This window comes from Kitasatospora sp. NEAU-CNBT7 (assembly GCF_057220535.1).
The window spans coordinates 90244-114927 of sequence record NZ_JBXQQB010000008.1 but is presented as its reverse complement, the minus strand read 5'-3'; the positions used below and the strand labels follow the sequence as shown (position 1 = coordinate 114927).

Below are 24684 nucleotides of genomic sequence, written 5' to 3'. Positions count from 1 at the left end.
CGCGCGGGCCGCGTCGGCCGCCGCCCTCATCCCCGTCTGGTGCGCCCGTTCGGCGGCCGACGCGGCCCGCCCGCGCAGCTCGCGCACCAGCGAGCCGACGATGAACGAGCCGACCGAGGTCAGCAGGCTGAACAGCATTCCGTTGGGCGAGTGGGTGCCGAGGATGTTGGCGGGCACCAGGATCGCCAGGATCAGCCAGCGCTGCCAGTCCCGGCCGCGATCGGCGACGGTGTACGTGACCAGCACGGTGTGCAGCGGGATCTGCGGGGCCACCGAGTGCGCGACGATCGACTGCACCAGCGAGAGGACCCCGACCACCAGCCAGACCGTGAACGGCGCCCGGCGCCGCCACGGCAGTGGCGCCGCGGCCGCCAGCACCAGCAGGTAGACCCACGCCGGCCAGTTCTTGTCGTCGTAGACCACCGCCCAGACCGCGATCGCGGCCGCGGCCAGCGCGAGGAAGCCGTCGAGCAGGTACGGGCTCGCCCCGCCGGGCCCGGCGCCCCACCGGGCGAGGACCGCGCCGAGCCGGCCGCGCAGCCGCGCCGCCCGCTCCCGGACGTCTCCGTTCACCTCAGCCACTCCCCCCGTGGGCCGACCCGGGACGATCATGCCCTACCCGGGCGGGCTCAGGCACCGGCGACCGTGACGTCACCGGTGCCGGTGTGCGCCGTGATGGTCCGCGGCGCCGCGTCCCGGCGGGGCACCGAGACGCGGACGCGGCCCGTCCCGGTGGCGGCGGTCACCGCGTACTCCTCGCCCCCGGGCACCTTGACGCTGACGCTGCCGGTGTCGGACCGCGCCTCGACGCCGGTCGGGTCGGCCGCGAACTGCGCCCGCACGTCGCCGGTGTCGGTGCTCAGCCGCACGTGCGGTCCGGCCAGCGCCTCGGCCTCGATCGAACCGGTCGAGGTCTCGGCGTCGACGGCCGCGGTGAGCCCGGCCAGCCGCACCCCGCCGGTGGAGTTGACCACCCGGACCTCGGTCCCGGCGGGCACCCGCACCTCGTAGCCGACCGCGCAGCCGCCGTCCGGGCAGTGGTAGCCGAGGGTCAGGGTGCCGTCGGCGAGCGCGTGGGTCGCCTCCGGCTCCCGGTCCCGGTACGACCGGTGCTCGGTGACCTGGACGCCGCCGGCGCCGCCGACCACCCGGATGTCCCCGGTGTGCCCCTCGATCACCAGCACCCGGACCGGCTCCGCGACGGAGTACGCCACGTCCCGGTGCTCGTCGTCCTCCAGGAAGCACCCCGACATCCCCCCGACCACCGCGGCCGTCACCACCCCGTACAGCAGCGCACGCTTCATCACGGACTCCCCCGTTCCCCGGCTCGGCCACCCCGACCCGACACCCCCAGCCTGCCGGTCCGGGCCCCGCGCCGGATCACCCGTCCGAGCGGTCTTCCCGCCTCCCCCGCACGGGGGACGGGCCCGGGAACGCCGCAGGGCGGCCACCCCGTGTGGGGTGACCGCCCTGCGATCAGGTACCGCGACCTCAGCCGGTGTACGGGCCGTAGTCGTAGTCGTCCAGCGGGACCGCCTGGCCGGAGCCGGCGCCGAAGGGCGACAGGTCGTAGTCGTCGTAGCCGACGGCCGAGTACATCGCGGCCTTGGCCTCCTCGGTCGGCTCGACCCGGATGTTGCGGTAGCGGGGCAGACCCGTACCGGCCGGGATGAGCTTACCGAGGATGACGTTCTCCTTGAGGCCCAGCAGCGGGTCCGACTTGGCGTGGATCGCCGCGTCGGTGAGCACCCGGGTCGTCTCCTGGAAGGAGGCGGCCGACAGCCAGGACTCGGTGGCCAGCGAGGCCTTGGTGATACCCATCAGCTGCGGACGGCCGGAGGCGGGGTGACCGCCCTCGGAGACCACGCGACGGTTCTCGGTCTCGAAGCGGCCGCGCTCGACGAGCTCGCCCGGGAGCAGCTCGGCGTCGCCCGACTCGATGATCGTCACGCGGCGGAGCATCTGCCGGATGATGATCTCGATGTGCTTGTCGTGGATCGACACACCCTGCGAGTTGTAGACCTTCTGGACCTCGGCCACCAGGTGGATCTGGACGGCACGCTGGCCCATGATGCGCAGGACGTCGTGCGGGTTCATCGTGCCGGCCGTCAGCTTCTGGCCGACGGAGACCGCCTCGCCCTCGCTGACCAGCAGCTTGATGCGCTTCGAGATCGGGTAGGCGATCTCGTCGGTGCCGTCGTCGGGGGTGACGACGATCTTGCGGGTCTTCTCGGTGTCCTCGATGCGGACCCGGCCGTCGGCCTCGGAGACCGGGGCGACACCCTTCGGGGTACGCGCCTCGAAGAGCTCGACGACACGCGGCAGACCCTGGGTGATGTCGTCACCGGCCACACCACCGGTGTGGAAGGTACGCATGGTCAGCTGGGTACCGGGCTCACCGATGGACTGGGCGGCGATGATGCCGACCGCCTCACCGATGTCGACCAGCTTGCCGGTGGCCAGCGAACGGCCGTAGCACATGGCGCAGGTGCCGACCGCGGACTCACAGGTGAGGATCGAGCGGGTCTTGACCTCGGCGATGTTGTGCCGGATCAGCTCGTCGATCAGCACGTCACCGAGGTCGGTGTTGGCGGTGGCGAGGAGCTTGCCGTCCACCGTGATGTCCTCGGCCAGCATGCGGGCGTAGACGCTGGTCTCGACGTCGTCGGCCTTGCGCAGGACGCCGTCCGCACCCACGGAACCGATCGGCAGCTTGAGGCCGCGCTCGGTGCCGCAGTCCTCCTCGCGAATGATGACGTCCTGGGAGACGTCGACCAGACGACGGGTGAGGTAGCCGGAGTCGGCGGTACGCAGGGCGGTGTCGGCCAGACCCTTACGGGCACCGTGGGTGGAGATGAAGTACTCCAGCACGGACAGGCCCTCACGGAACGAGGCCTTGATGGGACGCGGGATGGTCTCGTTCTTGGCGTTCGACACCAGACCACGCATACCGGCGATCTGACGCATCTGCATCATGTTTCCACGGGCACCCGAGTCCACCATCATGAAGATGGGGTTGGTCTTCGGGAAGTTCGCGGACATGGCCTCGGCGACCTCGTTGGTCGCGCGGGTCCAGATGCCGATGAGCTCGCTCTTGCGCTCGTCGTTGGTGATCAGACCGCGCTCGTACTGCTTCTGGACCTTCTCGGCCTGCGCCTCGTAGCCCTCGAGGATCTGGGGCTTGCTCGGCGGGACGATGACGTCCGAGATCGAGACGGTGACACCCGAGCGGGTCGACCAGTGGAAACCGGCCGCCTTCAGGTTGTCCAGCGTCGCGGCGACGACGACCTTGGGGTAGCGCTCGGCCAGGTCGTTGACGATCGCGGAGAGCTGCTTCTTGCCCACCTCGTAGTCGACGAACGGGTAGTTCTCCGGCAGCAGCTCGTTGAAGAGCGCGCGGCCGAGGGTGGTCTGCAGGCGGAAGGACTCGCCCTCGAACCAGGCCGGCTGACCGTCCTCGTCCACCGGCACGGTCCAGCCGCGCGGCGGCACGGTGCCGGCCGGCAGGCGCAGGTCGATCGGGGCCTGGACGTCCAGCTCGCGGGCGTCGAAGGCCATGATCGCCTCGGCGGTGGAGGAGAAGGAGCGGCCACCGCCCTTCACCTCCTCACGGTCCGAGGTGAGGAAGAACAGACCGAGCACCATGTCCTGGGTCGGCATGGTGACGGGGCGACCGTCGGCCGGCTTCAGGATGTTGTTCGAGGACAGCATCAGGATGCGGGCCTCGGCCTGCGCCTCTGCGGACAGGGGCAGGTGGACGGCCATCTGGTCACCGTCGAAGTCCGCGTTGAACGCGGTGCAGACGAGCGGGTGGATCTGGATGGCCTTGCCCTCGACCAGCTGCGGCTCGAAGGCCTGGATGCCGAGGCGGTGCAGGGTGGGCGCACGGTTCAGCAGCACCGGGTGCTCGGCGATGACCTCTTCGAGGACGTCCCACACCACCGGGCGGGCGCGCTCGACCATGCGCTTGGCCGACTTGATGTTCTGCGCGTGGTTCAGGTCGACCAGGCGCTTCATCACGAACGGCTTGAAGAGCTCCAGCGCCATGGCCTTGGGCAGACCGCACTGGTGCAGCTTGAGCTGCGGGCCGACGACGATGACCGAACGGGCCGAGTAGTCGACGCGCTTGCCGAGCAGGTTCTGACGGAAACGACCCTGCTTGCCCTTGAGCATGTCGGACAGCGACTTCAGCGGACGGTTGCCGGGGCCCGTCACCGGGCGGCCACGACGGCCGTTGTCGAAGAGCGCGTCGACGGCCTCCTGGAGCATGCGCTTCTCGTTGTTCACGATGATCTCGGGCGCGCCGAGGTCGAGAAGCCGCTTCAGGCGGTTGTTGCGGTTGATCACGCGGCGGTACAGGTCGTTCAGGTCGGAGGTCGCGAAGCGGCCACCGTCCAGCTGCACCATCGGACGCAGGTCCGGCGGGATGACCGGGACGCAGTCGAGCACCATGCCCTTGGGCTTGTTGCTGGTCTGCAGGAACGCGGAGACGACCTTGAGGCGCTTGAGCGCACGGGTCTTCTTCTGGCCCTTGCCGGTGCGGATGATCTCGCGGAGGCGCTCGGCCTCCTCGGCGAGGTCGAAGCTCTCCAGGCGGTCCTTGAGCGCCGCGGCGCCCATCGAGCCGGAGAAGTAGGTGCCGAAGCGGTCGCGCAGCTCGCGGTAGAGCAGCTCGTCGCCCTCCAGGTCCTGGACCTTGAGGTTCTTGAAGCGGGCCCACACCTCGTCGAGGCGGTCCAGCTCGCGCTGGGCGCGGTCGCGCAGCTGCTTCATCTCGCGCTCGGCGCCCTCGCGCACCTTGCGGCGCACGTCGGCCTTGGCGCCCTCGGCCTCGAGCTCGGCCAGGTCGGTCTCGGCCTTCTTGGCCCGGCCTTCCAGGTCGGCGTCGCGGCGGTTCTCGATCTGCTGGCGCTCGACCGAGATGTGCGCCTCGAGGGACGGCAGGTCGCGCTGGCGGCGCTCGTCGTCCACCCAGGTGATCATGTAGGCGGCGAAGTAGATGACCTTCTCGAGGTCCTTCGGCGCCAGGTCCAGCAGGTAGCCCAGGCGGGACGGGACACCCTTGAAGTACCAGATGTGGGTGACCGGGGCGGCCAGCTCGATGTGGCCCATCCGCTCACGGCGCACCTTGGCGCGGGTCACCTCGACGCCGCAGCGCTCGCAGATGATGCCCTTGAAGCGGACACGCTTGTACTTACCGCAGTAGCACTCCCAGTCCCGGGTGGGACCGAAGATCTTCTCGCAGAAAAGGCCGTCCTTTTCCGGCTTCAGCGTGCGGTAGTTGATGGTCTCCGGCTTCTTGACCTCGCCGTGGGACCACTGGCGGATGTCGTCGGCGGTGGCCAGGCCGATGCGGAGCTCGTCGAAGAAGTTGACGTCAAGCACTGGTCGTCAAGCCCTCTTTCGTAATTCGAGAGTTTGTCTGTGGTCTGAGGGGGGCCTGGGGGCGGGCCGGCTGCCGTGTGGGGCAGCCGGCCCGGCCTCCGTCAGACCTCTTCGACGCTGCTCGGCTCGCGCCGGGACAGGTCAATACCGAGCTCCTCCGCGGCGCGGAACACGTCCTCGTCGGAGTCCCGCATCTCGATGGACTGGCCGTCCGAGGACAGCACCTCCACGTTGAGGCAGAGCGACTGCATTTCCTTGATGAGCACCTTGAAGGACTCGGGAATGCCGGGCTCGGGGATGTTCTCGCCCTTGACGATGGCCTCGTAGACCTTCACGCGGCCGAGGACGTCGTCGGACTTGATGGTGAGCAGCTCCTGCAGGGCGTACGCGGCGCCGTACGCCTCGAGGGCCCACACCTCCATCTCACCGAAGCGCTGACCACCGAACTGCGCCTTACCACCGAGCGGCTGCTGGGTGATCATGGAGTACGGGCCGGTCGAACGGGCGTGCAGCTTGTCGTCGACCAGGTGGTGCAGCTTGAGGATGTACATGTAGCCGACCGAGACCGGCATCGGGAACGGCTCGCCGGAGCGGCCGTCGAAGAGCCGGGCCTTGCCGGTGGAGTTCACCAGGCGGTCACCGTCGCGGGTGAGCGTGGTGTGGTCCAGCATGCCGGTGATCTCGTCCTCGCGGGCGCCGTCGAAGACGGGGGTGGCGAGGTTGGTGCCGCCCTCCACGTTGTCGGCGCCGATCGCCTGCAGGCGCTTGGCCCACTCGTCGGCGAGGCCGGAGACGTCCCAGCCCTGCTTGGCGAGCCACCCGAGGTGGATCTCCAGGACCTGTCCCGGGTTCATTCGGGACGGGACACCCAGCGGGTTGAGGATGATGTCGACCGGGGTGCCGTCGGCGAGGAACGGCATGTCCTCGACCGGCAGGATCTTGGAGATGACACCCTTGTTGCCGTGGCGGCCGGCCAGCTTGTCACCGTTGGTGATCTTGCGCTTCTGGGCCACGTAGACCCGGACCAGCTGGTTGACGCCGGGCGGGAGCTCGTCGCCCTCCTCGCGGTCGAAGACGCGGACGCCGATGACCTTGCCGGACTCACCGTGCGGCACCTTCAGCGAGGTGTCGCGGACCTCACGGGCCTTCTCGCCGAAGATCGCGCGGAGCAGGCGCTCCTCCGGGGTCAGCTCGGTCTCACCCTTGGGCGTGACCTTGCCGACCAGGATGTCGCCGGTGACGACGTCGGCGCCGATCCGGATGATGCCGCGCTCGTCGAGGTCGGCGAGGACCTCCTCGGAGACGTTCGGGATGTCCCGGGTGATCTCCTCGGGGCCCAGCTTGGTGTCACGGGCGTCGACCTCGTGCTCCTCGATGTGGATCGAGGAGAGGACGTCGTCCTGCACGAGGCGCTGCGACAGGATGATCGCGTCCTCGTAGTTGTGACCCTCCCAGGACATGAACGCCACGAGCAGGTTCTTGCCGAGGGCCATCTCGCCCTCGTCGGTGCAGGGGCCGTCGGCCAGCACCTGGTTGACCTCGACCCGGGAGCCCTCGTCCACGAGCACCTTCTGGTTGAAGGCGGTGCCCTGGTTGGAGCGGGTGAACTTGGCGGCCCGGTACGTGGTGTAGGTGCCGTCGTCGTTGGCCACGGTGACGTAGTCGGCCGAGACCTCCTGGACCACGCCCGACTTCTCGGCGGTGATCACGTCGGCGGCGTCGACCGCGCAGCGGTACTCCATGCCGGTGCCGACCAGCGGGGCCTCGCTCTTCAGCAGCGGCACCGCCTGGCGCATCATGTTGGAGCCCATGAGCGCGCGGTTGGCGTCGTCGTGCTCGAGGAACGGGATCATGGCGGTCGCGACCGACACCATCTGGCGCGGCGAGACGTCCATGTAGTCGATCTCGGTGCCCGGGATGTAGTCGATCTCGCCGCCGCGGCGGCGGACCAGCACGCGGGGCTCGGCGAAGTGGAGGTCGTCCGTCAGCGGGGCGTTGGCCTGCGCGATGACGAAGCGGTCCTCCTCGTCGGCGGTGAGGTAGTCGACCTGCTCGGTGACGACACCGTCGATCACCTTGCGGTACGGGGTCTCGATGAAACCGAACGCGTTGACCCGGCCGTAGGAGGCGAGCGAGCCGATCAGACCGATGTTCGGGCCTTCGGGGGTCTCGATCGGACACATGCGGCCGTAGTGCGACGGGTGCACGTCTCGGACCTCGAAGCCGGCCCGCTCACGGGACAGACCACCGGGGCCGAGGGCGGACAGACGGCGCTTGTGGGTCAGGCCCGACAGCGGGTTGGTCTGGTCCATGAACTGCGACAGCTGGCTGGTGCCGAAGAACTCCTTGATGGAGGCGACGACCGGCCGGATGTTGATCAGGGTCTGCGGCGTGATCGCCTCGACGTCCTGGGTGGTCATGCGCTCGCGCACGACGCGCTCCATACGGGCGAGACCCGTACGGACCTGGTTCTGGATCAGCTCGCCGACGTTGCGCAGGCGACGGTTGCCGAAGTGGTCGATGTCATCGACCTCGATGACGATGTCGCGACCGTCCTCGTCCCGCCACTCGACCTCGCCCGCGTGCAGCTTCACCAGGTACTTGATCGCACCGATGATGTCGGGCTCGGTGAGCACGCCGGAGTCCAGCGACTCCGCGTTGCCGAGCTTGCGGTTGACCTTGTAGCGGCCGACCTTCGCGAGGTCGTAGCGCTTCGGGTTGAAGTAGAGGTTCTCCAGCAGGGTCTGGGCGGCCTCACGCGTCGGCGGCTCGCCCGGACGCAGCTTGCGGTAGATGTCCAGCAGCGCGTCGTCCTGGCCCTGGGTGTGGTCCTTCTCCAGGGTGGCGCGCATCGACTCGTACTCGCCGAACTCCTCGAGAATCATCTCGTTGGTCCAGCCGAGGGCCTTGAGCAGAACGGTGACCGACTGCTTGCGCTTGCGGTCGATGCGGACACCGACCATGTCGCGCTTGTCGATCTCCATCTCCAGCCAGGCACCACGCGAGGGGATGACCTTGCAGGAGAAGATGTCCTTGTCGGACACCTTGTCCAGGCTGGAGTCGAAGTAGACGCCGGGAGAGCGCACCAGCTGGGACACGACGACACGCTCGGTGCCGTTGATGATGAACGTGCCCTTGTTGGTCATGAGCGGGAAGTCGCCCATGAAGACCGTCTGGGACTTGATCTCACCGGTCTCGTTGTTGGTGAACTCGGCGGTGACGAAGAGCGGGGCCGCGTAGGTGAAGTCGCGGTCCTTGCACTCGTCGATGGAGTTCTTCGGCGGCTCGAAACGGTGGTCGCGGAAGGTCAGCGACATCGAACCGGAGAAGTCCTCGATCGGAGAGATCTCCTCGAAGATCTCCTCCAGACCGGACTTGGTCGGGACGTCCTGACCACTGTCCAGGGCCGCCTCGACCCGGGACTTCCAGGCCGCATTGCCGAGCAGCCAGTCAAAGCTCTCGGTCTGCAGGGCCAGGAGGTTCGGGACCTCAAGAGGCTCCTTGATCTTCGCGAACGAGACGCGGAGCGGGGCGGTGGATGCGGCGGAATTGTTCGAGGCGTTGCGCGGCGCGGCCAAGAGGGGGGTCCTTCCGAGGGCTCGGAGCTCACTACGCGCATACCGGCCGGACCTTAGACGAGCCAGGATCCACCTCCGGCCGCCGGTCCCGCCGGGGGTGAATCCCCAGGTCAGAGCCGCTGTACGGAGGCGGTGCCAGGCCCCTTCAGGGCAACGCCGACTCCGGGCGACGAGTCACGGAGCAGCTAACAGGCAGCGCAAAGGGACAGTGTAGCCAAAAGGCACACTGCTGACAAGCCCTGATTCGGAGACCGAATCGGACGCTCCCTCCGGTCGCGACCCGAGCGCCGGCCGCCCCTGTCAAGAGGCACCGCCGCAGGGGTTGCCCTGCCCTCGTACAACCGGACGACCCGGGACTCCCGGGCCGTCGCACCTCACATGTAGTCAGTTCCCAGCCGGGCCCTTGTATAACCATCCGGGGCTCTCCGGCCGACGGTGAACCGCCTGCCACGCAGCGGCGCGCGCCTCGAGAATCGCGCGCCGGGTGCCGTTCGTCAAGGCCCCCACCACAGTGCGGACCTCGCACGGACCATCGCTTCCGGGCCCCCGCGCGTTACACATCGCCCGAGGCCGGGGCGGGTGGCCACGACAGCGATCACCATACCGGCCCGCACCGACAGCGGCCGAGCGCGCAGTGGGCCACACCGGCGAAGCCGTTCGGGGGACCCGGTGCGACGGGTACGCACCCAGGGACGGAAAAAGGCCGGGCCGACCACCCACAGGGGTGATCGGCCCGGCCTCCGCGCCCCCTCAGAGGGGGCAGGAAGTCACTTGACGGTGACCTTGGCGCCGGCGCCCTCGAGAGCGGCCTTGGCCTTCTCGGCAGCGTCCTTGGCAACCTTCTCCAGGACGGTGGCGGGGGTGCCGTCAACGAGGTCCTTGGCCTCCTTCAGGCCGAGGGAGGTCAGGGCGCGCACCTCCTTGATGACCTGGATCTTCTTGTCACCGGCGGACTCGAGGATGACGTCGAACTCGTCCTGCTCCTCGACGGCCTCGGCCGGGGCGGCCGGACCGGCAACGCCGGCGACGGCGACCGGGGCGGCGGCGGTGACGTCGAACTTCTCCTCGAACGCCTTCACGAACTCGGAGAGCTCGATGAGGGTCATCTCCTCGAACTGCGCGAGCAGGTCGTCCTGGGACAGCTTCGCCATGATGGCGTCCTTCCACTAAATCGGCAGGTGGTGCCGGATGTACGGGTTGGCGGGCGTACGGGCCCGCAGCGAGGGCTGGTGCCCGCCGAATTACTCGGCGGCAGCGTCCTCGGCGGCGGGAGCCGGCGTACCGGCACCGCCCTGCTCGACCTTGTCGCGAAGCGCGTCCACGGTGCGGACGAGCTTCGACGGCAGGGCCTGGAAGACCGCGGCAGCCTGCGAGGGCTTGGCCTTCATGGCACCCGCCAGCTTGGCGAGCAGAACCTCGCGGGACTCGAGGTCCGCGAGCTTCTTGATCTCATCGGCGGTCAGCGCCTTACCGTCAAGGACACCGCCCTTGATGATGAGAGCGGGGTTCTCCTTGGCGAAGTCACGCAGAGCCTTCGCCGACTCCACCGGGTCACCGGTGACGAAGGCGACAGCCGTCGGACCGGCGAACAGGTCGTCCAGCGCAGAGATCCCGGCCTCGTTCGCCGCGATCTTGGTCAGCGTGTTCTTCACCACGGCGTACTGGGCGTTGTCCCCCAGCGAGCGACGCAGATTCTTCATCTGCTTCACCGTCAGACCGCGGTACTCGGTCAGCACGGCCGCGTTCGAGGCACGGAACCTGTCCGTGATCTCGGCAACGTCGGTAGCCTTGTCGGGCCTTGCCATAGGCTTACGCCTCCTTCCGTGATGTCGAAGTCGGGCCGACCTTGGGAGTCGACCATCGATCACCTCGGACACACCGGCCGGAAGGAAGAGGCCCTGCGGAATGCTCCGCAAAAACAAATCGAGCCCCAGTGCGCAGTCGCACGGGGCCCATGACGACCTCGACAGCCACACGGAAAACCGTGAGGACCGGAAGTCAAAGCTCCAAACACTCCTGCGCGGGCCGTCTGCGCTGTGCGCAGATCCTTCGGTCACCCGGCACCTGTGAAGGCGCACGGCGACAACCAGCGGTCTTTGGCGATCCCCACGGTACTCGACGCCTGCCGAACGGGGCAAATCCGTCCCGCGGGCCTGCGACTCGCAGGACGTGGCGGCCTGGCCGCCGGACCGGACCTAGCCGCCCGGCACCGGCGGCGGGGTCGCCTCGCCCCGGTCCAGGGTGTCGGCCTCGGCCGGGGCCTGCAGCGACAGCGGCCCGGCGATCTCGCTGTACACCACGGTGGCGGCCCGCGCCCCGGCCTGGCCGGTCCGGCTGAGCTGGACCAGCTGGTCGCTGTCGTTGAGCCACAGGTCGAGGGTGAGCACCCGGCCGGGGTCGGCGCCGAGGCTCTGGCGCAGGGCCTCCCGGCGCTCCGGGCCCAGCTGGGTCTGAGCCGCCACGTAGGCGTCGACCCCGAGGGTCAGCCGGTAGTGGGCGACCGAGGTCTCCTGGAGCTGCTCCTGGCCGACCAGCTCGGGATCCTCGGCGGCGCAGGCCGCGGTGAGCGCCACCATCGGGTTGAGCTGGTCGACCAGTGCGGAGTACGGGACGTCCTTGCCCCCCGGACGGCCGCTGAACTTCTGCCAGTGCCGGCCGCCCTGCCGCGCCGCGGTGTCCGGGTCGCCGCCCAGGTAGGCGGCGGTGTCCAGGACGATCAGCTGCTCGGACGTGCCCGGCCGGTCGAACCGCAGCCCGGTCTTGGGCGCCCAGAAGATCATTCCGCCGGCGCCCTCCTGCGGCAGCTTGAACCGCGCCCGGCGGGCGTCCCGCATGGCCAGCTGGGCGGAGAGCAGCACGCCGTGCGGCGAGCGGTCGGTGGGGGTGGCGAGTGCCGAGCTCGGCGCCGAGGTGCCGGTCGCCGGACCCGGGCCGGCGGTGGCGTTCCCGCCGCACGCGGCCGCGCCCGCCAGCAGGAGGGCCAGGACCGCGGTGGCGGCCTTGCGCCGGACCGGCATGCTGACTCTCCCTGCTTCGGTAACTCGCTCCCCCACCATGCCATGCCCCGGTTCGGGCCGCCGGGGCGGCTCCGCCCCGGCGGCCGCCCGGTCAGCTGGCGGTCTGCGCGCCCTGCAGCAGCTTGGCGAAGTCCACCGTGTCGGTCGCGCTCGGGGCGGCGGCCGCCACCGAGGTGCCGTAGTCGGTGTACGTCGCCGTCGAGGTGACCGCGCCGGCCTTGGTCTGGAGCTGCTCGACCTTCTTCACCAGCAGGTTGTCACCGGTGACCCAGATCTCGATGTGCTCGGTGGTGATCCCGGCGGCGGTGAACTGCTGCTGGAGGCCGTCCGCCTGCTCCTTGGTCAGCCCCTGGGTGGTGGCCTGCGCGAGGTCGGCCGTGGAGAGGTCGCCCGCGTACTTGGTGGCCTGGGTGCCGTTCACGCTCTCGGAGCCGGCCTTGGCGACCTTGCCGGAGGCGATCAGGGCCCGCACCGAGGAGACCGGGTCGGCGCTCTGCAGCTGCTGCTTGAGGCTGTCGCCGGCCGGGCCCATCAGCTTGGCCAGGTCCGCGTAGCCGTACTTGATCCAGTGCGCGCCGCCGAGCTGGCCGGCCATCGCCTCACCCATGTTGATGTACATGGCGTCGGTGAGGTAGCGGGCGGTGAAGGTGCCGTCGCCGCCGGCCTTGGCCAGGGTCTCGGCCATCGCGCCGCCGGCGTTGCCGGTCAGCTCGCCCTGGAGGCCGTGGTCCCAGGAGATGGCGCCCTTCATGCTGGTCTTCCCGGTGGGCAGCTCGGTGACGGCCTCGACCTTGGCGGACTTGGCCGCGCTGGTCTTCTCCCCGACCAGCTTCAGCAGCGCGGCGGGCGCCACCTCGGCGGCCGGCGAGGACGGCGCCGCGCTGCTGCCCGCGGCGCTCGGGGCGGCCGGGGCGGCGTCGCCGCCGGAGCTCTTGCTGTTGCAGCCGGTCGCGGTCAGCGCGAGCACGACGGCGGTGGCGGCGAGGAACGTACGTCCGGTCCTGAACATCTGGTGTCTCCCCCTGGTGACGGCCCGGGCGCGGAGTCTCCGCGCCCGGTGGCACCGGGCCCGGTCGTCCACCGGGCCCGGCGGTGCCTCAGCTGGTGCCGAGGCTCTTCAGCAGCTCGGCCATGTCGGCCACCTCGGCCGCCGCGGGGGCGGCCGGCGCGACGGCCGTACCGAGCTCGGTGTACTTGACGGTGCCGGTGGCGGACGCGGCGCCCTTGCCCGGGTTGAGCTGGTTGCCGCCCAGCTGGACCAGTTCGTTCTTCCCGTTGATCCAGAAGTCGAAGGTCGGCTCGCCGGTGAGCTCCTTGAGCAGGCTCGCCTTGCTCGCCTCGCTCGCCCCGCTCATCGCGGCGACCAGGTCCTTGGCGGCGATCGTGCTGCGGTAGTGCACGGTGTCGACCCCGTCGACCTTCTCCGCGCCGACCTTGCTCACCTTGCCGGCCTGCGCGTTCGCGGCCAGCTCGACGGCCGGGTCGAGGGTGGCCAGCATGCCGCTGAAGGCGCCCGCGTCGGCCGCGCCGGGCGCGGAGCCCGGGGCGGCGCCGGGGTCGACCTTCATCCACTTCTTGCCGGCGAACAGCTGGCCCATCTCGGCGTTCAGCCCGAGGTACATCACGTCACCGACGAAGAGCATCTTGACCTCCTCGCCGTCCTCGGTGGTGGAGATCTGCAGCGCCTGCGGGGACTTCCAGGACAGCACCCCGGAGGTCACGTCCTCGGGCTTGTCCCCGGTCAGGACCAGCTTGGCGGTGCCGGCCTTCGCCATCACGGCGGCGGCGGCGGTCAGCGCCTCCTTGGGCGCCTGCTCCTTGCCGCCCGCGGGCGCCGAGGCCCCGGCCGCGGCACCGTCCGCGGCGGCGGAGGCACCGCCCGGGGCAGCGCCCGAGGCCGTACCGGCGGAGGCCGAAGCCGCCGCACCGGCCGCCGCGCCACCCGGCTTCGCACTGCTCCCGCAGGCCGACAGGGCGCCGATGAGGGCGGTCGAGACGACCACCGCGGACGCGATTCGCAAGGTACGCAAGATTCCCCCACTCAGACCATTCTCATACTCCGTGCCGGACTCTAGTCGATGGCACCGACGGCCCGGCAACGGGTCAGCCCCCGTTCAGTACCAAGGTGTCGACGGCGTCCGGGGCCTGCGCCGCCACCTCGGTGCCCGGCTCGGCGACCAGCTCGACCACCGTGTCGGTGCCCCCCGAACCCCGGGTGGTCTCCTGCGACTTGAGCAGCCGCCCGGCCTGGTCCAGCCAGTAGTCGTGGTCGACCACGCTCATCCCCTGGCGCTGGTAGTAGGCCAGCGTCGCGGCCCGCTCCTGCTCGGACAGGCCCTGGTCGGCGGCGTGGTACGCGGCGACCGAGGCGGTGCCCCGGTAGTGGGTGACCGTCGCGCCGTCCAGCTGCTCCTGGCCGACCTCGGTGATCTGTCCCGCCTCGGCCATCAGCCGCAGCGGCGCCGCCGGACCCGCGGTGATGCCGGTCAGCCAGATCCCGGTGAAGCTCGCCGGGATGCGGCCCGGGGTGGCACCGGAGTCCAGCTCCTCGGCCGTCTCGCGCTCGGCCCGCGCCCAGTGCTTGCCCTTGAGGTCGGGGGCCAGCCAGTCGTACGAGGCGTAGTGGACGCCGTCGACCAGCCGGAGCCGGCCCTTGCCGCGGCCCTCGGTGACGGTCAGGTCGGCGTCGCCGGAGGTCCAGGAGACGGCGCCCTCGACGGTGCTGTGGCCGTACTGGTGGTTGTCCTCCTCCACCCGCAGCCGGGCGCTGCCCGCCTTGTCCAGCGCGTCCGCGGCGGCCTCGACCACGGCCTTCGGCGTGCTCGGGCGGGCGCTGCTCGCGGACCCGGGGTCGGCCGGCCCGTCGCCCGCGGCGGCGCCGCCCCCGACGCTGCTGCAGCCGGCCGCACCGCCGAGCACCAGGACGGCGGCGGCCAGGACGGCGATCCGATCGATACGCACGGCGTACTCCGCGGGGAGAGAGGTGGTGGGTGCGCAGAGCCTAACCGCCCGGGTACGCCGACGGGCCCGCACCCCCTCGTGCAGGGGGTGCGGGCCCGTCGGACCTGACTTCAGTCGCGCCCAGGACGCGGCCGGTCGGAGCCGGTGGCTCAGACGGCGGCCGGGTCCTCCTCGACCAGGAGGTTGCGGGTGCGGTTCGGGTCCACCTGGATGCCGGGGCCGATCGTGGTGGAGACGGCGGTCTTCTTGATGTAGCGGCCCTTGGCGGCGGCCGGCTTGGCCCGGAGGACCTCCTCGAGCGCGGCGCCGTAGTTCTCGACCAGCTGCTCATCGGTGAAGGAGACCTTGCCGATGATGAAGTGCAGGTTCGAGTGCTTGTCGACGCGGAACTCGATCTTGCCGCCCTTGATGTCGTTGACAGCCTTGGTGACATCGGGGGTGACGGTGCCGGTCTTGGGGTTCGGCATCAGGCCACGGGGACCGAGCACGCGGCCGAGGCGGCCGACCTTGCCCATCAGGTCCGGGGTGGCGACGACGGCGTCGAAGTCCAGACGGCCCTTGGCGACCTCGTCGATGAGCTCGTCGGAGCCCACGATGTCGGCGCCCGCAGCACGCGCGGCCTCGGCACGGTCACCGGTCGCGAAGACCAGGACCCGGGCGGTCTTACCGGTGCCGTGCGGGAGGATCACGGTGCTGCGGACCATCTGGTCGGCCTTGCGCGGGTCGACGCCCAGACGCATGGCGACCTCGACGGTGCCGTCGAACTTGGTGGTGGAGGTCTCCTTCGCGAGGCGGATGGCCTCGAGGGGAGCGTAGATCCGGCTGCGGTCGACCTTGGCGTCCGCGGCCTTGAGAGCCTTGCTGCGCTTCACTGCTTCTCCTGAAGGTGAATGAGGAGTCGTGGTCATGCGGGCCGCGCGGGCCCTACCACGGTGGACTACGGGGCTGATCAGCCCTCGACGGTGATGCCCATCGACCGGGCGGTGCCGGCGATGATCTTCGCCGCGGCGTCCAGGTCGTTGGCGTTCAGGTCGGGGAGCTTGACCGTGGCGATCTCGCGGACCTGGGCGCTGGTGAGCTTGGCGACCTTGGTCTTGTGCGGCTCGGCCGAGCCCTTGTCCACACCAGCGGCCTTCAGGATCAGGCGGGCGGCCGGCGGGGTCTTCGTGATGAAGGTGAAGGAACGGTCCTCGTAGACCGTGATCTCCACCGGCACGATCATGCCGCGCTGCGACTCGGTCGCGGCGTTGTAGGCCTTGCAGAACTCCATGATGTTGACGCCGTGCTGACCCAGCGCGGGGCCGACCGGCGGGGCCGGGTTGGCGGCACCGGCGTTGATCTGGAGCTTGATGAGCCCCGTGATCTTCTTCTTCTTGGGAGGCATTTCTCTCCGGGTCCTTCCGAGAGGTGATTGCTGGTGTGTCCGTGACGGGCGCGACAGCCCACCGGGCGGACACACATCGGACCAGGCTAACGCGGATGCGCCGCTGGACCAAAACGGGTTCGGGGGCGGGGCCGAAGCCCCGCCCCCGAACCCGGAGACCGTGCTAGTTCTTCTGGATCTGGTCGAACGACAGCTCGACCGGGGTCTCCCGGCCGAAGATCTCGACCAGGCCCTTGACCTTCTTCGAGTCCGGGTTGATCTCGTTGATGGTCGCCTGCAGGGTGGCGAACGGACCGTCGGTGACGGTGACCGAGTCGCCGACCTCGAAGTCGAGCACCTGGACCTCGACCGGGCGGACCGGGGAGGCCTTGCCGGCGTCCTTGGCCGCCTGGCGCTCGACGTCCGGGGCGAGCATCTTGACGACCTCGTCCAGGGTCAGCGGGTACGGGTCGTAGGCGTTGCCGACGAAGCCGGTGACGCCGGGGGTGTTGCGGACCACGTTCCAGGACTCGGCGTCCAGCTGCATGCGGACCAGCACGTAGCCGGGGAGCTTGTTCTGCCGGATGGTCTTGCGGTCGCCGTTCTTGATCTGGACGACCTCTTCCTGCGGCACGGCCGACTCGAAGATGCGGTCCTCGACGTTGAGCGAGACCGAGCGCTGCTCCAGGTTCTGCTTCACGCGGTTCTCGTAGCCGGCGTAGGTGTGGATGACGTACCACTCGCCCGGCGCGCGGCGCAGCGTCTCGCGGAACTCGGCGACCGGGTCGCTCTCGCCGGCCGGCTCCTGCTCGGCCTCGTCGGCCTCGGCGGAGGTCTCCTCGGTGCCGGTCTCCTCGGCGGCGGTCTCGTCCGCGGCCTCCTCGGCGGCGGCCTCGTCCTCGGCCACCTCGTGCAGCGCGTCGAGCTCGGCCGGGACACCCGCCTCGGCCTCGTCGGCAGACTCGACCTGGTCCTCGTCGGCGTCGGCGGCGTCCAGGATGTCCTCGGCAGCCTCGGCGTCAGCAGCCTCGGCCGCGACATCCGCCTCGCGGACGGTCTCGTCGGCGTCGTACAGGGGGGACTCAGACACGGTCGCTGCTTCTTTCCTGGTTGTGGAGATGGAACGGCTCCGGGCCGCCCGGCCGCCCTGGGGCGTACGGGCGGGAAAGTCTCGGATACCTCAACAGTACCGAGTCAACGGTAGCGGGCTCGTCCGGTCGGTGCAGACAGCTCGACCCGGGCGGCCCCCTTCCGTGTGGAGGGGGCCGACCCGGGTCGGGTGTCGCTGGCTGCCGAGCCGGTCAGCCGAAGATCCACAAGCTGAGCTTGGAGAAGCCGTAGTCCACGCCGTAGACCAGCATCATCATCACGATGACGAAGGTGACCACGACGGTGGTGTACTGCACCAGCTCGCTGCGGGTCGGCCAGACGACCTTGCGGAGCTCGGCGATGATCTGGCGGTAGAAGACGGCGATCCGGGCGAACAGGCCCTTCTTGGCCCGCTTGCCGGGGCGCTTCGCGCCGTCGCCGCCGGCGGCCTTGTTGGCACGCCTGCGCTCGCGCCGGGAGAGCGACTTGTCGTCGGCAGGCGTGGTTTCGTCCGCCGCGCCGTCGGCCCCCTCGGGGTTGCCGCTCTCAGGCGTTGCGGTGGAGCCCGTGGTCTCCGTCACTCGTCCTCACCTGAATCCGGGTCCTGCCGAGCGCGTCCCGCGTGTGTAGCCACGCAGGCGATCCGGCGAAAGCAGTGCTTGGTGGGGCCCTCTCCGCATCAAGCCCGCTCGCTCTGTGGAGCGAACGGGCTCGGTACGGATCAAGCTGCAGGGCACGAGGGACTCGAACCCCCAACCGCCGGTTTTGGAGACCGGTGCTCTACCAATTGAGCTAGTGCCCTTCGGTACCTCGCGGCACCGGACTGCGCCCAAACCTACCGCATCCGAGCCGCTGCGTGGTGTACGCCTTGGCGGATCCGCACTTCGGGAGCCATCGAGCAGTGAGTGTACGTGTTCTTGAGCGTTTGGTCGAACCTCATTCACCTGGGCACCACTCCCGCTCCGGCGGGGACACATCGTGGACGGCACCGTACGCATACTGAAACCGTCGTGCCCGCGGGCCGCCGTCTCTGGGACGATGCAGGCATGAGCGCTCCCACCCCCGCCAACCGTCCTGCCGACCGCCGGGTCTCCGCCCGGGTCGGCGCCATCGCCGAGTCCGCCACCCTCGCCGTGGACGCCAAGGCCAAGGCCCTCAAGGCGGCCGGCCGTCCCGTGATCGGCTTCGGCGCCGGCGAGCCGGACTTCCCGACCCCCGGCTACATCGTCGAGGCCGCCGCAGCCGCCTGCCACGACCCGAAGAACCACCGCTACACGCCGGCCGGCGGGCTGCCCGAGCTCAAGGCCGCGATCGTCGCCAAGACCCTGCGCGACTCCGGCTACCGGGTGGACGCCTCCCAGGTGCTGGTGACCAACGGCGGCAAGCAGGCCATCTACGAGGCCTTCGCCGCGATCCTCGACCCGGGCGACGAGGTGATCATCCCGGCGCCGTACTGGACCACCTACCCGGAGGCCGTGAAGCTGGCCGGCGGTGTGCCGGTCGAGGTGGTGGCCGACGAGACCACCGGCTACAAGGTCTCGGTCGAGCAGCTGGAGGCCGCCCGCACCGAGAACACCAAGGTGGTGCTGTTCGTCTCGCCGTCCAACCCGACCGGCGCCGTCTACACCGCCGCCGAGGCGGAGGCGATCGGCCGCTGGGTGCTGGAGCACGGCCTGTGGGTGCTCACCGACGAGATCTACGAGCACCTGGTCTACGGCGGCGCGGAGTTCACCTCGCTGCCGGCCCTGCTGCCCGAGCTGGCCGACAAGTGCCTGGTGGTCAACGGCGTCGCCAAGACGTACGCCATGACCGGCTGGCGGGTGGGGTGGCTGATCGGCCCGAAGGACGTGGTGGGCGCCGCCGCCAACCTGCAGTCGCACGCCACCTCCAACGTCTCCAACGTGGCCCAGCAGGCCGCGCTGGCCGCGGTGGCCGGCGACCTGGCCGCGGTCGACGAGATGCGGACCGCCTTCGACCGGCGCCGCCGGACCATCGTGAAGATGCTCAACGAGATCGACGGGGTGCTCTGCCCCGAGCCCGAGGGCGCGTTCTACGCCTACCCGTCGGTCAAGGGCCTGCTGGGCAAGGAGATCCGCGGCAGGCGCCCGGCGACCTCCGCCGAGCTGGCCGCGCTGATCCTGGACGAGGCCGAGGTCGCGGTCGTCCCCGGTGAGGCCTTCGGCACCCCCGGCTACCTGCGCCTGTCGTACGCGCTCGGCGACGCCGACCTGGTCGAGGGCGTCAGCCGGCTGCAGAAGCTGCTGGGCGAGGCCCGGGACTGATCCCGGCCCCGGACACCGCCGCCCCTCGTCACCCCTTCGGGGGATGTACGGGGGGCGGTTCCCGTTCGGGGTGGTGATGCGGCAGGATCGGTGAATGGATCGCCTGCGTGATGTCCGAAGCCTGCCCAAGGCCCACCTGCACCTGCACTTCACCGGTTCGATGCGCCCCGCCACGCTGTTGGAGCTGGCCGACCGGCACGGGGTGCGGCTGCCCGAGGCGCTCAGCTCCGGCGAGCCGCCGCAGCTGCGGGCCACCGACGAGCGCGGCTGGTTCCGCTTCCAGCGGCTGTACGACACGGCGCGCTCGGTGCTGCGGGACGAGTCGGACATCCGGCGGCTGGTCCTGGAGACCGCCGAGGACGAGCGGCGGGACGGCTCCCGCTGGCTGGAGATCCAGGTCGACCCGACCTCGTACGCGCCGCGGCTCGGCGGGCTGACCCCGGCGCTGGAGCTGATCCTGGACGCGGTCGAGCAGGCCTCCGACTCCACCGGGGTCGGGATCCGGGTGCTGGTGGCGGCCAACCGGATGAAGTCGCCGATGGACGCCCGCACGCTGGCCCGGCTGGCGGTCCGGTACGCCGACCGGGGGGTGGTCGGGTTCGGGCTGTCCAACGACGAGCGGCGCGGGATGGCGCGGGACTTCGACCGGGCGTTCAAGATCGCCCGGGACGGCGGGCTGCTGGCCGCGCCGCACGGCGGCGAGCTGGCCGGGCCGGAGTCGGTCCGCGACTGCCTGGACGACCTGGGGGCCGGCCGGATCGGGCACGGCGTGCGGGCCGCCGAGGACCCGCGGCTGATGCAGCGGCTGGCGGACCGGCAGATCACCTGCGAGGTCTGCCCGTCCTCCAACGTCTCGCTGGGCGTCTACGAGCAGGCCGCGCTGGTGCCGATGCGCACCCTGTTCGACGCCGGGGTGCCGATGGCGCTGGGCGCGGACGACCCGCTGCTGTTCGGCTCCCGGCTGGCCGACCAGTACCGGCTGGTGCGCGAGGTGCACGGCTTCTCGGACGCCGAACTGGCCGAGCTGGCCCGGCAGTCGGTGCGCGGCTCGCAGGCGCCGGAGGCGGTCCGCAAGGAGCTGCTGGCCGACATCGACGCCTGGCTGGCCGGCTGACGCAGCCCGTCCTACAGGCGGACGCCGACCATCACCGGCTCGTTGACGAGCTCCACGCCGAAGGCGGCGTGGACGCCGTCGCGGACCTCGCGGGCGAGCGCGAGCAGGTCCTCGGTGGTGGCGCCGCCGCGGTTGGTGAGCGCCAGGGTGTGCTTGGTGGAGAGGGTGGCCGGGCCGGTGCCGTGGCCCTTGCGGAAGCCGGCGTGGTCGATCAGCCAGGCCGCCGAGGTCTTGGTCCGGCCGTCGGGCGCCGGGTAGGCGGGGGCGGTGCGGTCGCCGAGCCGGGCGGTGAAGGCCGCGTACTGCTCGGGGTCGAGGACCGGGTTGGTGAAGAAGGAGCCCGCCGACCAGGTGTCGTGGTCGGCCTCGTCCAGCACCATGCCCTTGCCGGCCCGCAGCTTCAGCACGGTGTCGTGGGCGAGCCGCAGGTCCACCCGCTGCTCGGCCTCCACCCCGAGGGTGCGGGCCACCTCGGCGTACTTGACCGGGGAGGACTGCCCGGCGGCGTCCTCCAGGGCGAAGGCGACCCGGAGCACCACGTAGCGGTCGGGGTCGGCCTTGAAGCGGCTGTGCCGGTAGGAGAAGCCGCACTCTTCGTTGGTCAGGGTGACGCGCTCGCCGGCGGTCCGGTCGTAGGCGAGGACCTCGGTGATGACCCCGGCGACCTCCTGGCCGTAGGCGCCGACGTTCTGCACCGGGGTGGCGCCGGCCGAGCCGGGGATGCCGGCCAGGAACTCGATGCCGGCCAGGCCCCGGTCGACCGAGCGGGTGACCGCGTCGGCCCAGACCTCGCCGGCGGCCAGCTCCAGCCGGGTGCCCCGGAGGTCGAAGCCGGTGGTGGCGATCCGCAGCACGGTGCCGTCGAAGCCGGCGTCGCCGATGACCAGGTTGGAGCCGCCGCCGAGGACCAGCAGCGGCTCGCCCGCGGCGTCGGCCGCGCGGACGGCCTCGACGACCTCGTCGTCGGTCCTGGCGGTGACCAGGCGGCGGGCGGGGCCGCCGAGCCGGAGGGTGGTCAGCGGGGCGAGCGGCGCGTTTTCGAGTACCTGCACGCCCACCACGGTATACGGGCGCGGAGCGTGGTCGGCACAGCCCCGGAAGGAACTTGGAGAGATACACTATCCATATGGCCGATCCGGGCCTGTCGGCTTTCGGGACGGGGATGCGATGCGCATCGGGGAGCTGAGCAAGCGGGCCGGCGTGCCGGTGCCCACCATCAAGTACTACGTGCGGGAGGGCCTCATCCCGGGCGGCGAACGGATCGGCCCGAACCAGGCCAGGTACGGCGAGGAGCACATCCACCGGCTGAAGCTGGTGCGGGCGATGGTCGACGTCGGCAAGCTCTCGGTGGCCGCCACCCGGGAGGTGCTCAGCGCGATCGACTCCCCCGGCAGCAGCCTGCACGACGTCCTCGGGATCGCCCAGGCGGCGGTCACCCCGCAGGTGACGGCCGTCGACCGGGCCGCCTGGGCGGCCGCCGAGCACGAGGTGGCCGAGCTGGTGCGGCGGCGCGGCTGGGTGGTCAAGGAGAGCAACCCGGCCCGGCAGGCACTGGCCCAGCTGGTGCTGACCTTCCGCGACCTCGGACAGCAGGACCTGCTCGCCATCCTGGACGACTACGCGAGCGTGGCCGAGCGGCTGGCCGCCGCCGAACTGGCCGCCATCGGGCACCGGGAGGGCGTGGACAGCAAGGTCGAGGGCGCGGTGCTGGGCACCGTGCTCGGCGACGCGCTGATCGGTGCGATGCGCAGGCTGGCCCAGGCGGACGCCTCGCACCGGGCGTTCCACACGGCCGTACCCGGCTGAGCCGCGGACGGTACCGGCAAGGACGGGGGCGGACGACCGGCTGGTCGTCCGCCCCCGTGGTTCGCCCCCGCCCTGCGGGCCGGCGGGCGCCGTCAGACGCCGGCGGGGGCCGGCTCGTCGGCCGGGGACGGCTCGGCGGGCAGCTCGGCCGGGCGCGGCGGGCGCGGGATGAACAGCGCGCAGACCCCGCCGAACAGCACCACCGCGACGCCGACCCAGACCGCCGGGTGCAGGCCCTGCACGAAGTCGGCGGCGCTGGCCTCGCTGCCGTGCGCCAGGAAGACGCTGCTCAGCACCGCGATGCCGAAGGCGCCGCCGATCTCCCGGACGGTGGTGTTGGCGCCCGAGGCCTTGCCGCGGTGCTCCGGGCCGACCGCGCCGAGCACCACGGCGGCGGTCGGCGCGATGGCGAAGCCCATGCCCGCGCCGGCCACCAGCATGGCGCCGACCAGGTGGGAGTACGGGGTGTCGGCGGTGGCCGCCAGGTTGATCCAGGCCAGGCCGGCGGCCTGGAGGAAGAGGCCGAGCGCCATCAGCCGTCCGCCGCCGACCTTGTCGGTGAGGGCGCCGGCCACCGGGGCGATGAACATCGGCATCAGGGTCCAGGCCAGGGTGAGCACCCCGGCGTGCAGCGGGGTGCGGTACGGGGCGATCTGGAGGTACTGGGAGAGGAAGAAGATCGACCCGAAGACGCCGAAGTACATCGTCGCGGAGACGATGTTGGTGAGGGTGAAGGCGCGGATCCGGTAGAAGGAGAGCGGCAGCAGCGGGTGGGTCTGGCGGCGCTCCCACAGGACGAACGCGGCCAGCAGCACGGCGCCGGCCACGAAGGCGGAGACGATCTTCGTCGAGGTCCAGCCGTCGGTGCTGCCGTTGACGATGCCCCAGACCACGGCGAGCAGGCCGGCGGCGGCCAGCAGCATGCCGATCAGGTCGAGGCCGGCCCGTTCGCCCTTGCTCTCCTTCAGCACCTTGAAGATCAGCGGGATGGCCACGATGCCGACCGGCACGTTGATCCAGAAGATCCACTCCCAGGCCAGGCCGTCCACCACGGCGCCGCCCACCACCGGGCCGAGCGCGATGGCGAGACCGCTGACCGCGCCCCACAGGCCGAGCGCGAGGCTGCGCATCTTCTCCGGGACGGCCTGCGAGAGCAGGGTCAGCGAGAGCGGCATGACGGCGGCCGCGCCGAAGCCCTGGACCGTGCGGGCGGTGATCAGCTCGCCGCTGGTGTCCGCCAGGCCGCAGGCGATCGAGGACAGGGTGAAGATCGCGATGCCGATGGTGAAGACCTTCCGGCGGCCGAACCGGTCACCGAGCGCGGCGCCGATCAGCAGCAGGCAGGAGAAGCTCAGCACGTAGGCGTTGACGAACCACTGCAGGTCCTTGGTGTCGGCCTTGAGGTCGACGGCCAGGGTGCGCAGGGCGGTGGAGACCACCAGGTTGTCCAGCGCCACCATGAACATCGGCACGCTGCACGCGACGATAGACAGCCAGAGCGGGACCCTGGGCCCCTGCGCGGCGGGGCTCGGGGAGCCGGCCGCGGTCGGATCGGACGAAGCCATGACTTCTCTCCTTCGGGGGTGCTTCGGAAGCGGTGCGGGGTCAGGCGCCGGTGTCCGCGGCGCCCGCGGCGGTGTCCGCGGCGTCGGCCAGCGCCTGGTCGGCGAGGTGCTGCTTGGCGTCGGCCCAGGTGATCGGGAGCTGCTCGACCGGGACCTCCCAGAAGGTGAAGGTGGAGTCCTTCATGGTCGGCCGCAGCGAGGTCATCACGGAGTAGTGCGGTTCGGTCTTGGCGTAGGTGTAGAGGTCCTGGCGGGTCTCCCAGGCCGAGAGGGTCCAGAAGGTCCGCTTGAGCGGCTGGGCGATCAGCGAGGCGCCGAGCGCGCCGGGGGCGGTGCGCACCTGCTTCCAGGCGGCGAGGGACTTGAGGAAGAACCGCGGCACGTCCTTGAACGAGCGGACCTCCAGCCGGGAGGCCATGACCAGCGCCCGGGTCTGCGGCCGGGCCGGGTTGGGGGTGGTCCAGGGGAGCGTGGGCATGGCGGCCTTCCTCTCTCGTCGGCTCGGCGCGCGGCGGAGCCGGTAC

Annotated in this window: 20 protein-coding genes and 1 tRNA gene; 3 read left to right on the top strand and 18 right to left on the bottom strand. The window is 70.8% G+C overall.

All coding sequences use genetic code 11. The annotated features are described in order from the left end of the window. The 15 genes from AC2TEW_RS13510 to AC2TEW_RS13440 form a co-directional block, all read right to left on the bottom strand. Positions 1–573, bottom strand: a 573-nt coding sequence (locus tag AC2TEW_RS13510) for a DUF7134 domain-containing protein (RefSeq protein ID WP_484623604.1), incomplete at its 3' end; no start/stop codon positions are given. Positions 574–629: 56 nt separating this feature from the next. Then, complete coding sequence (locus AC2TEW_RS13505) at positions 630–1304, bottom strand: DUF4097 family beta strand repeat-containing protein (protein ID WP_484623603.1); 675 nt, start codon at positions 1302–1304, stop codon at positions 630–632. 187 nt (positions 1305–1491) lie between these two features. Beyond that, entirely contained in the window at positions 1492–5385 is a 3894-nt protein-coding gene (locus AC2TEW_RS13500; RefSeq protein WP_484623602.1) for a DNA-directed RNA polymerase subunit beta', read from the bottom strand. A 101-nt stretch (positions 5386–5486) separates the two neighbouring features. Further along, on the bottom strand, positions 5487–8963 hold the full coding sequence (gene rpoB, locus AC2TEW_RS13495) for a DNA-directed RNA polymerase subunit beta (RefSeq protein ID WP_033822211.1): 3477 nt from the start codon (positions 8961–8963) through the stop codon (positions 5487–5489). A 767-nt stretch (positions 8964–9730) separates the two neighbouring features. Continuing rightward, positions 9731–10114 carry a 50S ribosomal protein L7/L12 gene (rplL, locus tag AC2TEW_RS13490; protein ID WP_484623601.1) on the bottom strand — a complete coding sequence of 128 codons (384 nt, stop codon included), beginning with the start codon at positions 10112–10114 and terminating at the stop codon, positions 9731–9733. 90 nt (positions 10115–10204) lie between these two features. After that, positions 10205–10768: a 50S ribosomal protein L10 gene (gene rplJ / locus AC2TEW_RS13485; protein ID WP_033822213.1), complete on the bottom strand. Its 564-nt coding sequence runs from the start codon at positions 10766–10768 to the stop codon at positions 10205–10207. A 390-nt stretch (positions 10769–11158) separates the two neighbouring features. After that, complete coding sequence (locus AC2TEW_RS13480; RefSeq protein ID WP_484623600.1) at positions 11159–11980, bottom strand: SCO4651 family lipoprotein; 822 nt, start codon at positions 11978–11980, stop codon at positions 11159–11161. Positions 11981–12071: 91 nt separating this feature from the next. After that, positions 12072–12989: an SCO4651 family lipoprotein gene (locus AC2TEW_RS13475; protein WP_484623599.1), complete on the bottom strand. Its 918-nt coding sequence runs from the start codon at positions 12987–12989 to the stop codon at positions 12072–12074. Between the two features lie 88 nt (positions 12990–13077). Further along, positions 13078–14001, bottom strand: a complete 924-nt coding sequence (locus tag AC2TEW_RS13470) for an SCO4651 family lipoprotein (RefSeq protein WP_484623598.1) — start codon at positions 13999–14001, stop codon at positions 13078–13080. A gap of 82 nt (positions 14002–14083) precedes the next feature. Further along, complete coding sequence (locus AC2TEW_RS13465; RefSeq protein WP_484623597.1) at positions 14084–14941, bottom strand: SCO4651 family lipoprotein; 858 nt, start codon at positions 14939–14941, stop codon at positions 14084–14086. A gap of 149 nt (positions 14942–15090) precedes the next feature. Further along, a complete protein-coding gene (rplA, locus tag AC2TEW_RS13460; protein WP_033822217.1) occupies positions 15091–15813 on the bottom strand; it encodes a 50S ribosomal protein L1 in 723 nt (240 codons plus the stop codon). A 77-nt stretch (positions 15814–15890) separates the two neighbouring features. Continuing rightward, positions 15891–16325: a 50S ribosomal protein L11 gene (gene rplK, locus AC2TEW_RS13455; protein WP_033822218.1), complete on the bottom strand. Its 435-nt coding sequence runs from the start codon at positions 16323–16325 to the stop codon at positions 15891–15893. A 163-nt stretch (positions 16326–16488) separates the two neighbouring features. Beyond that, positions 16489–17394, bottom strand: a complete 906-nt coding sequence (nusG, locus tag AC2TEW_RS13450; protein WP_484623596.1) for a transcription termination/antitermination protein NusG — start codon at positions 17392–17394, stop codon at positions 16489–16491. A 211-nt stretch (positions 17395–17605) separates the two neighbouring features. Then, the gene (gene secE, locus AC2TEW_RS13445; RefSeq protein WP_484623595.1) at positions 17606–17974 is read right to left on the bottom strand and encodes a preprotein translocase subunit SecE; all 369 of its coding nucleotides are present in this window, start codon (positions 17972–17974) and stop codon (positions 17606–17608) included. Positions 17975–18122: 148 nt separating this feature from the next. Further along, positions 18123–18195: transfer RNA gene (locus AC2TEW_RS13440), tRNA-Trp, on the bottom strand. A gap of 244 nt (positions 18196–18439) precedes the next feature. Here AC2TEW_RS13440 and AC2TEW_RS13435 point away from each other — a divergent pair. Both AC2TEW_RS13435 and AC2TEW_RS13430 read left to right on the top strand, forming a co-directional pair. Next, positions 18440–19675 (top strand): pyridoxal phosphate-dependent aminotransferase, encoded by a 1236-nt coding sequence (locus tag AC2TEW_RS13435; protein ID WP_484623594.1) that lies wholly within the window; start codon positions 18440–18442, stop codon positions 19673–19675. Positions 19676–19769: 94 nt separating this feature from the next. Continuing rightward, complete coding sequence (locus AC2TEW_RS13430) at positions 19770–20789, top strand: adenosine deaminase (protein ID WP_484623593.1); 1020 nt, start codon at positions 19770–19772, stop codon at positions 20787–20789. An 11-nt stretch (positions 20790–20800) separates the two neighbouring features. Here AC2TEW_RS13430 and AC2TEW_RS13425 read toward each other — a convergent pair whose 3' ends face one another. Beyond that, positions 20801–21841 (bottom strand): UDP-N-acetylmuramate dehydrogenase, encoded by a 1041-nt coding sequence (locus AC2TEW_RS13425; protein ID WP_484623592.1) that lies wholly within the window; start codon positions 21839–21841, stop codon positions 20801–20803. 115 nt (positions 21842–21956) lie between these two features. Here AC2TEW_RS13425 and AC2TEW_RS13420 point away from each other — a divergent pair, with 115 nt between their 5' ends. Further along, entirely contained in the window at positions 21957–22595 is a 639-nt protein-coding gene (locus AC2TEW_RS13420; protein WP_484623591.1) for a MerR family transcriptional regulator, read from the top strand. A gap of 92 nt (positions 22596–22687) precedes the next feature. Here AC2TEW_RS13420 and AC2TEW_RS13415 read toward each other — a convergent pair whose 3' ends face one another. Beyond that, positions 22688–24160 carry an MFS transporter gene (locus AC2TEW_RS13415; RefSeq protein WP_484623590.1) on the bottom strand — a complete coding sequence of 491 codons (1473 nt, stop codon included), beginning with the start codon at positions 24158–24160 and terminating at the stop codon, positions 22688–22690. Positions 24161–24200: 40 nt separating this feature from the next. Next, positions 24201–24638, bottom strand: a complete 438-nt coding sequence (locus tag AC2TEW_RS13410) for a DUF3291 domain-containing protein (RefSeq protein ID WP_484623589.1) — start codon at positions 24636–24638, stop codon at positions 24201–24203. Positions 24639–24684 lie beyond the last annotated feature (46 nt).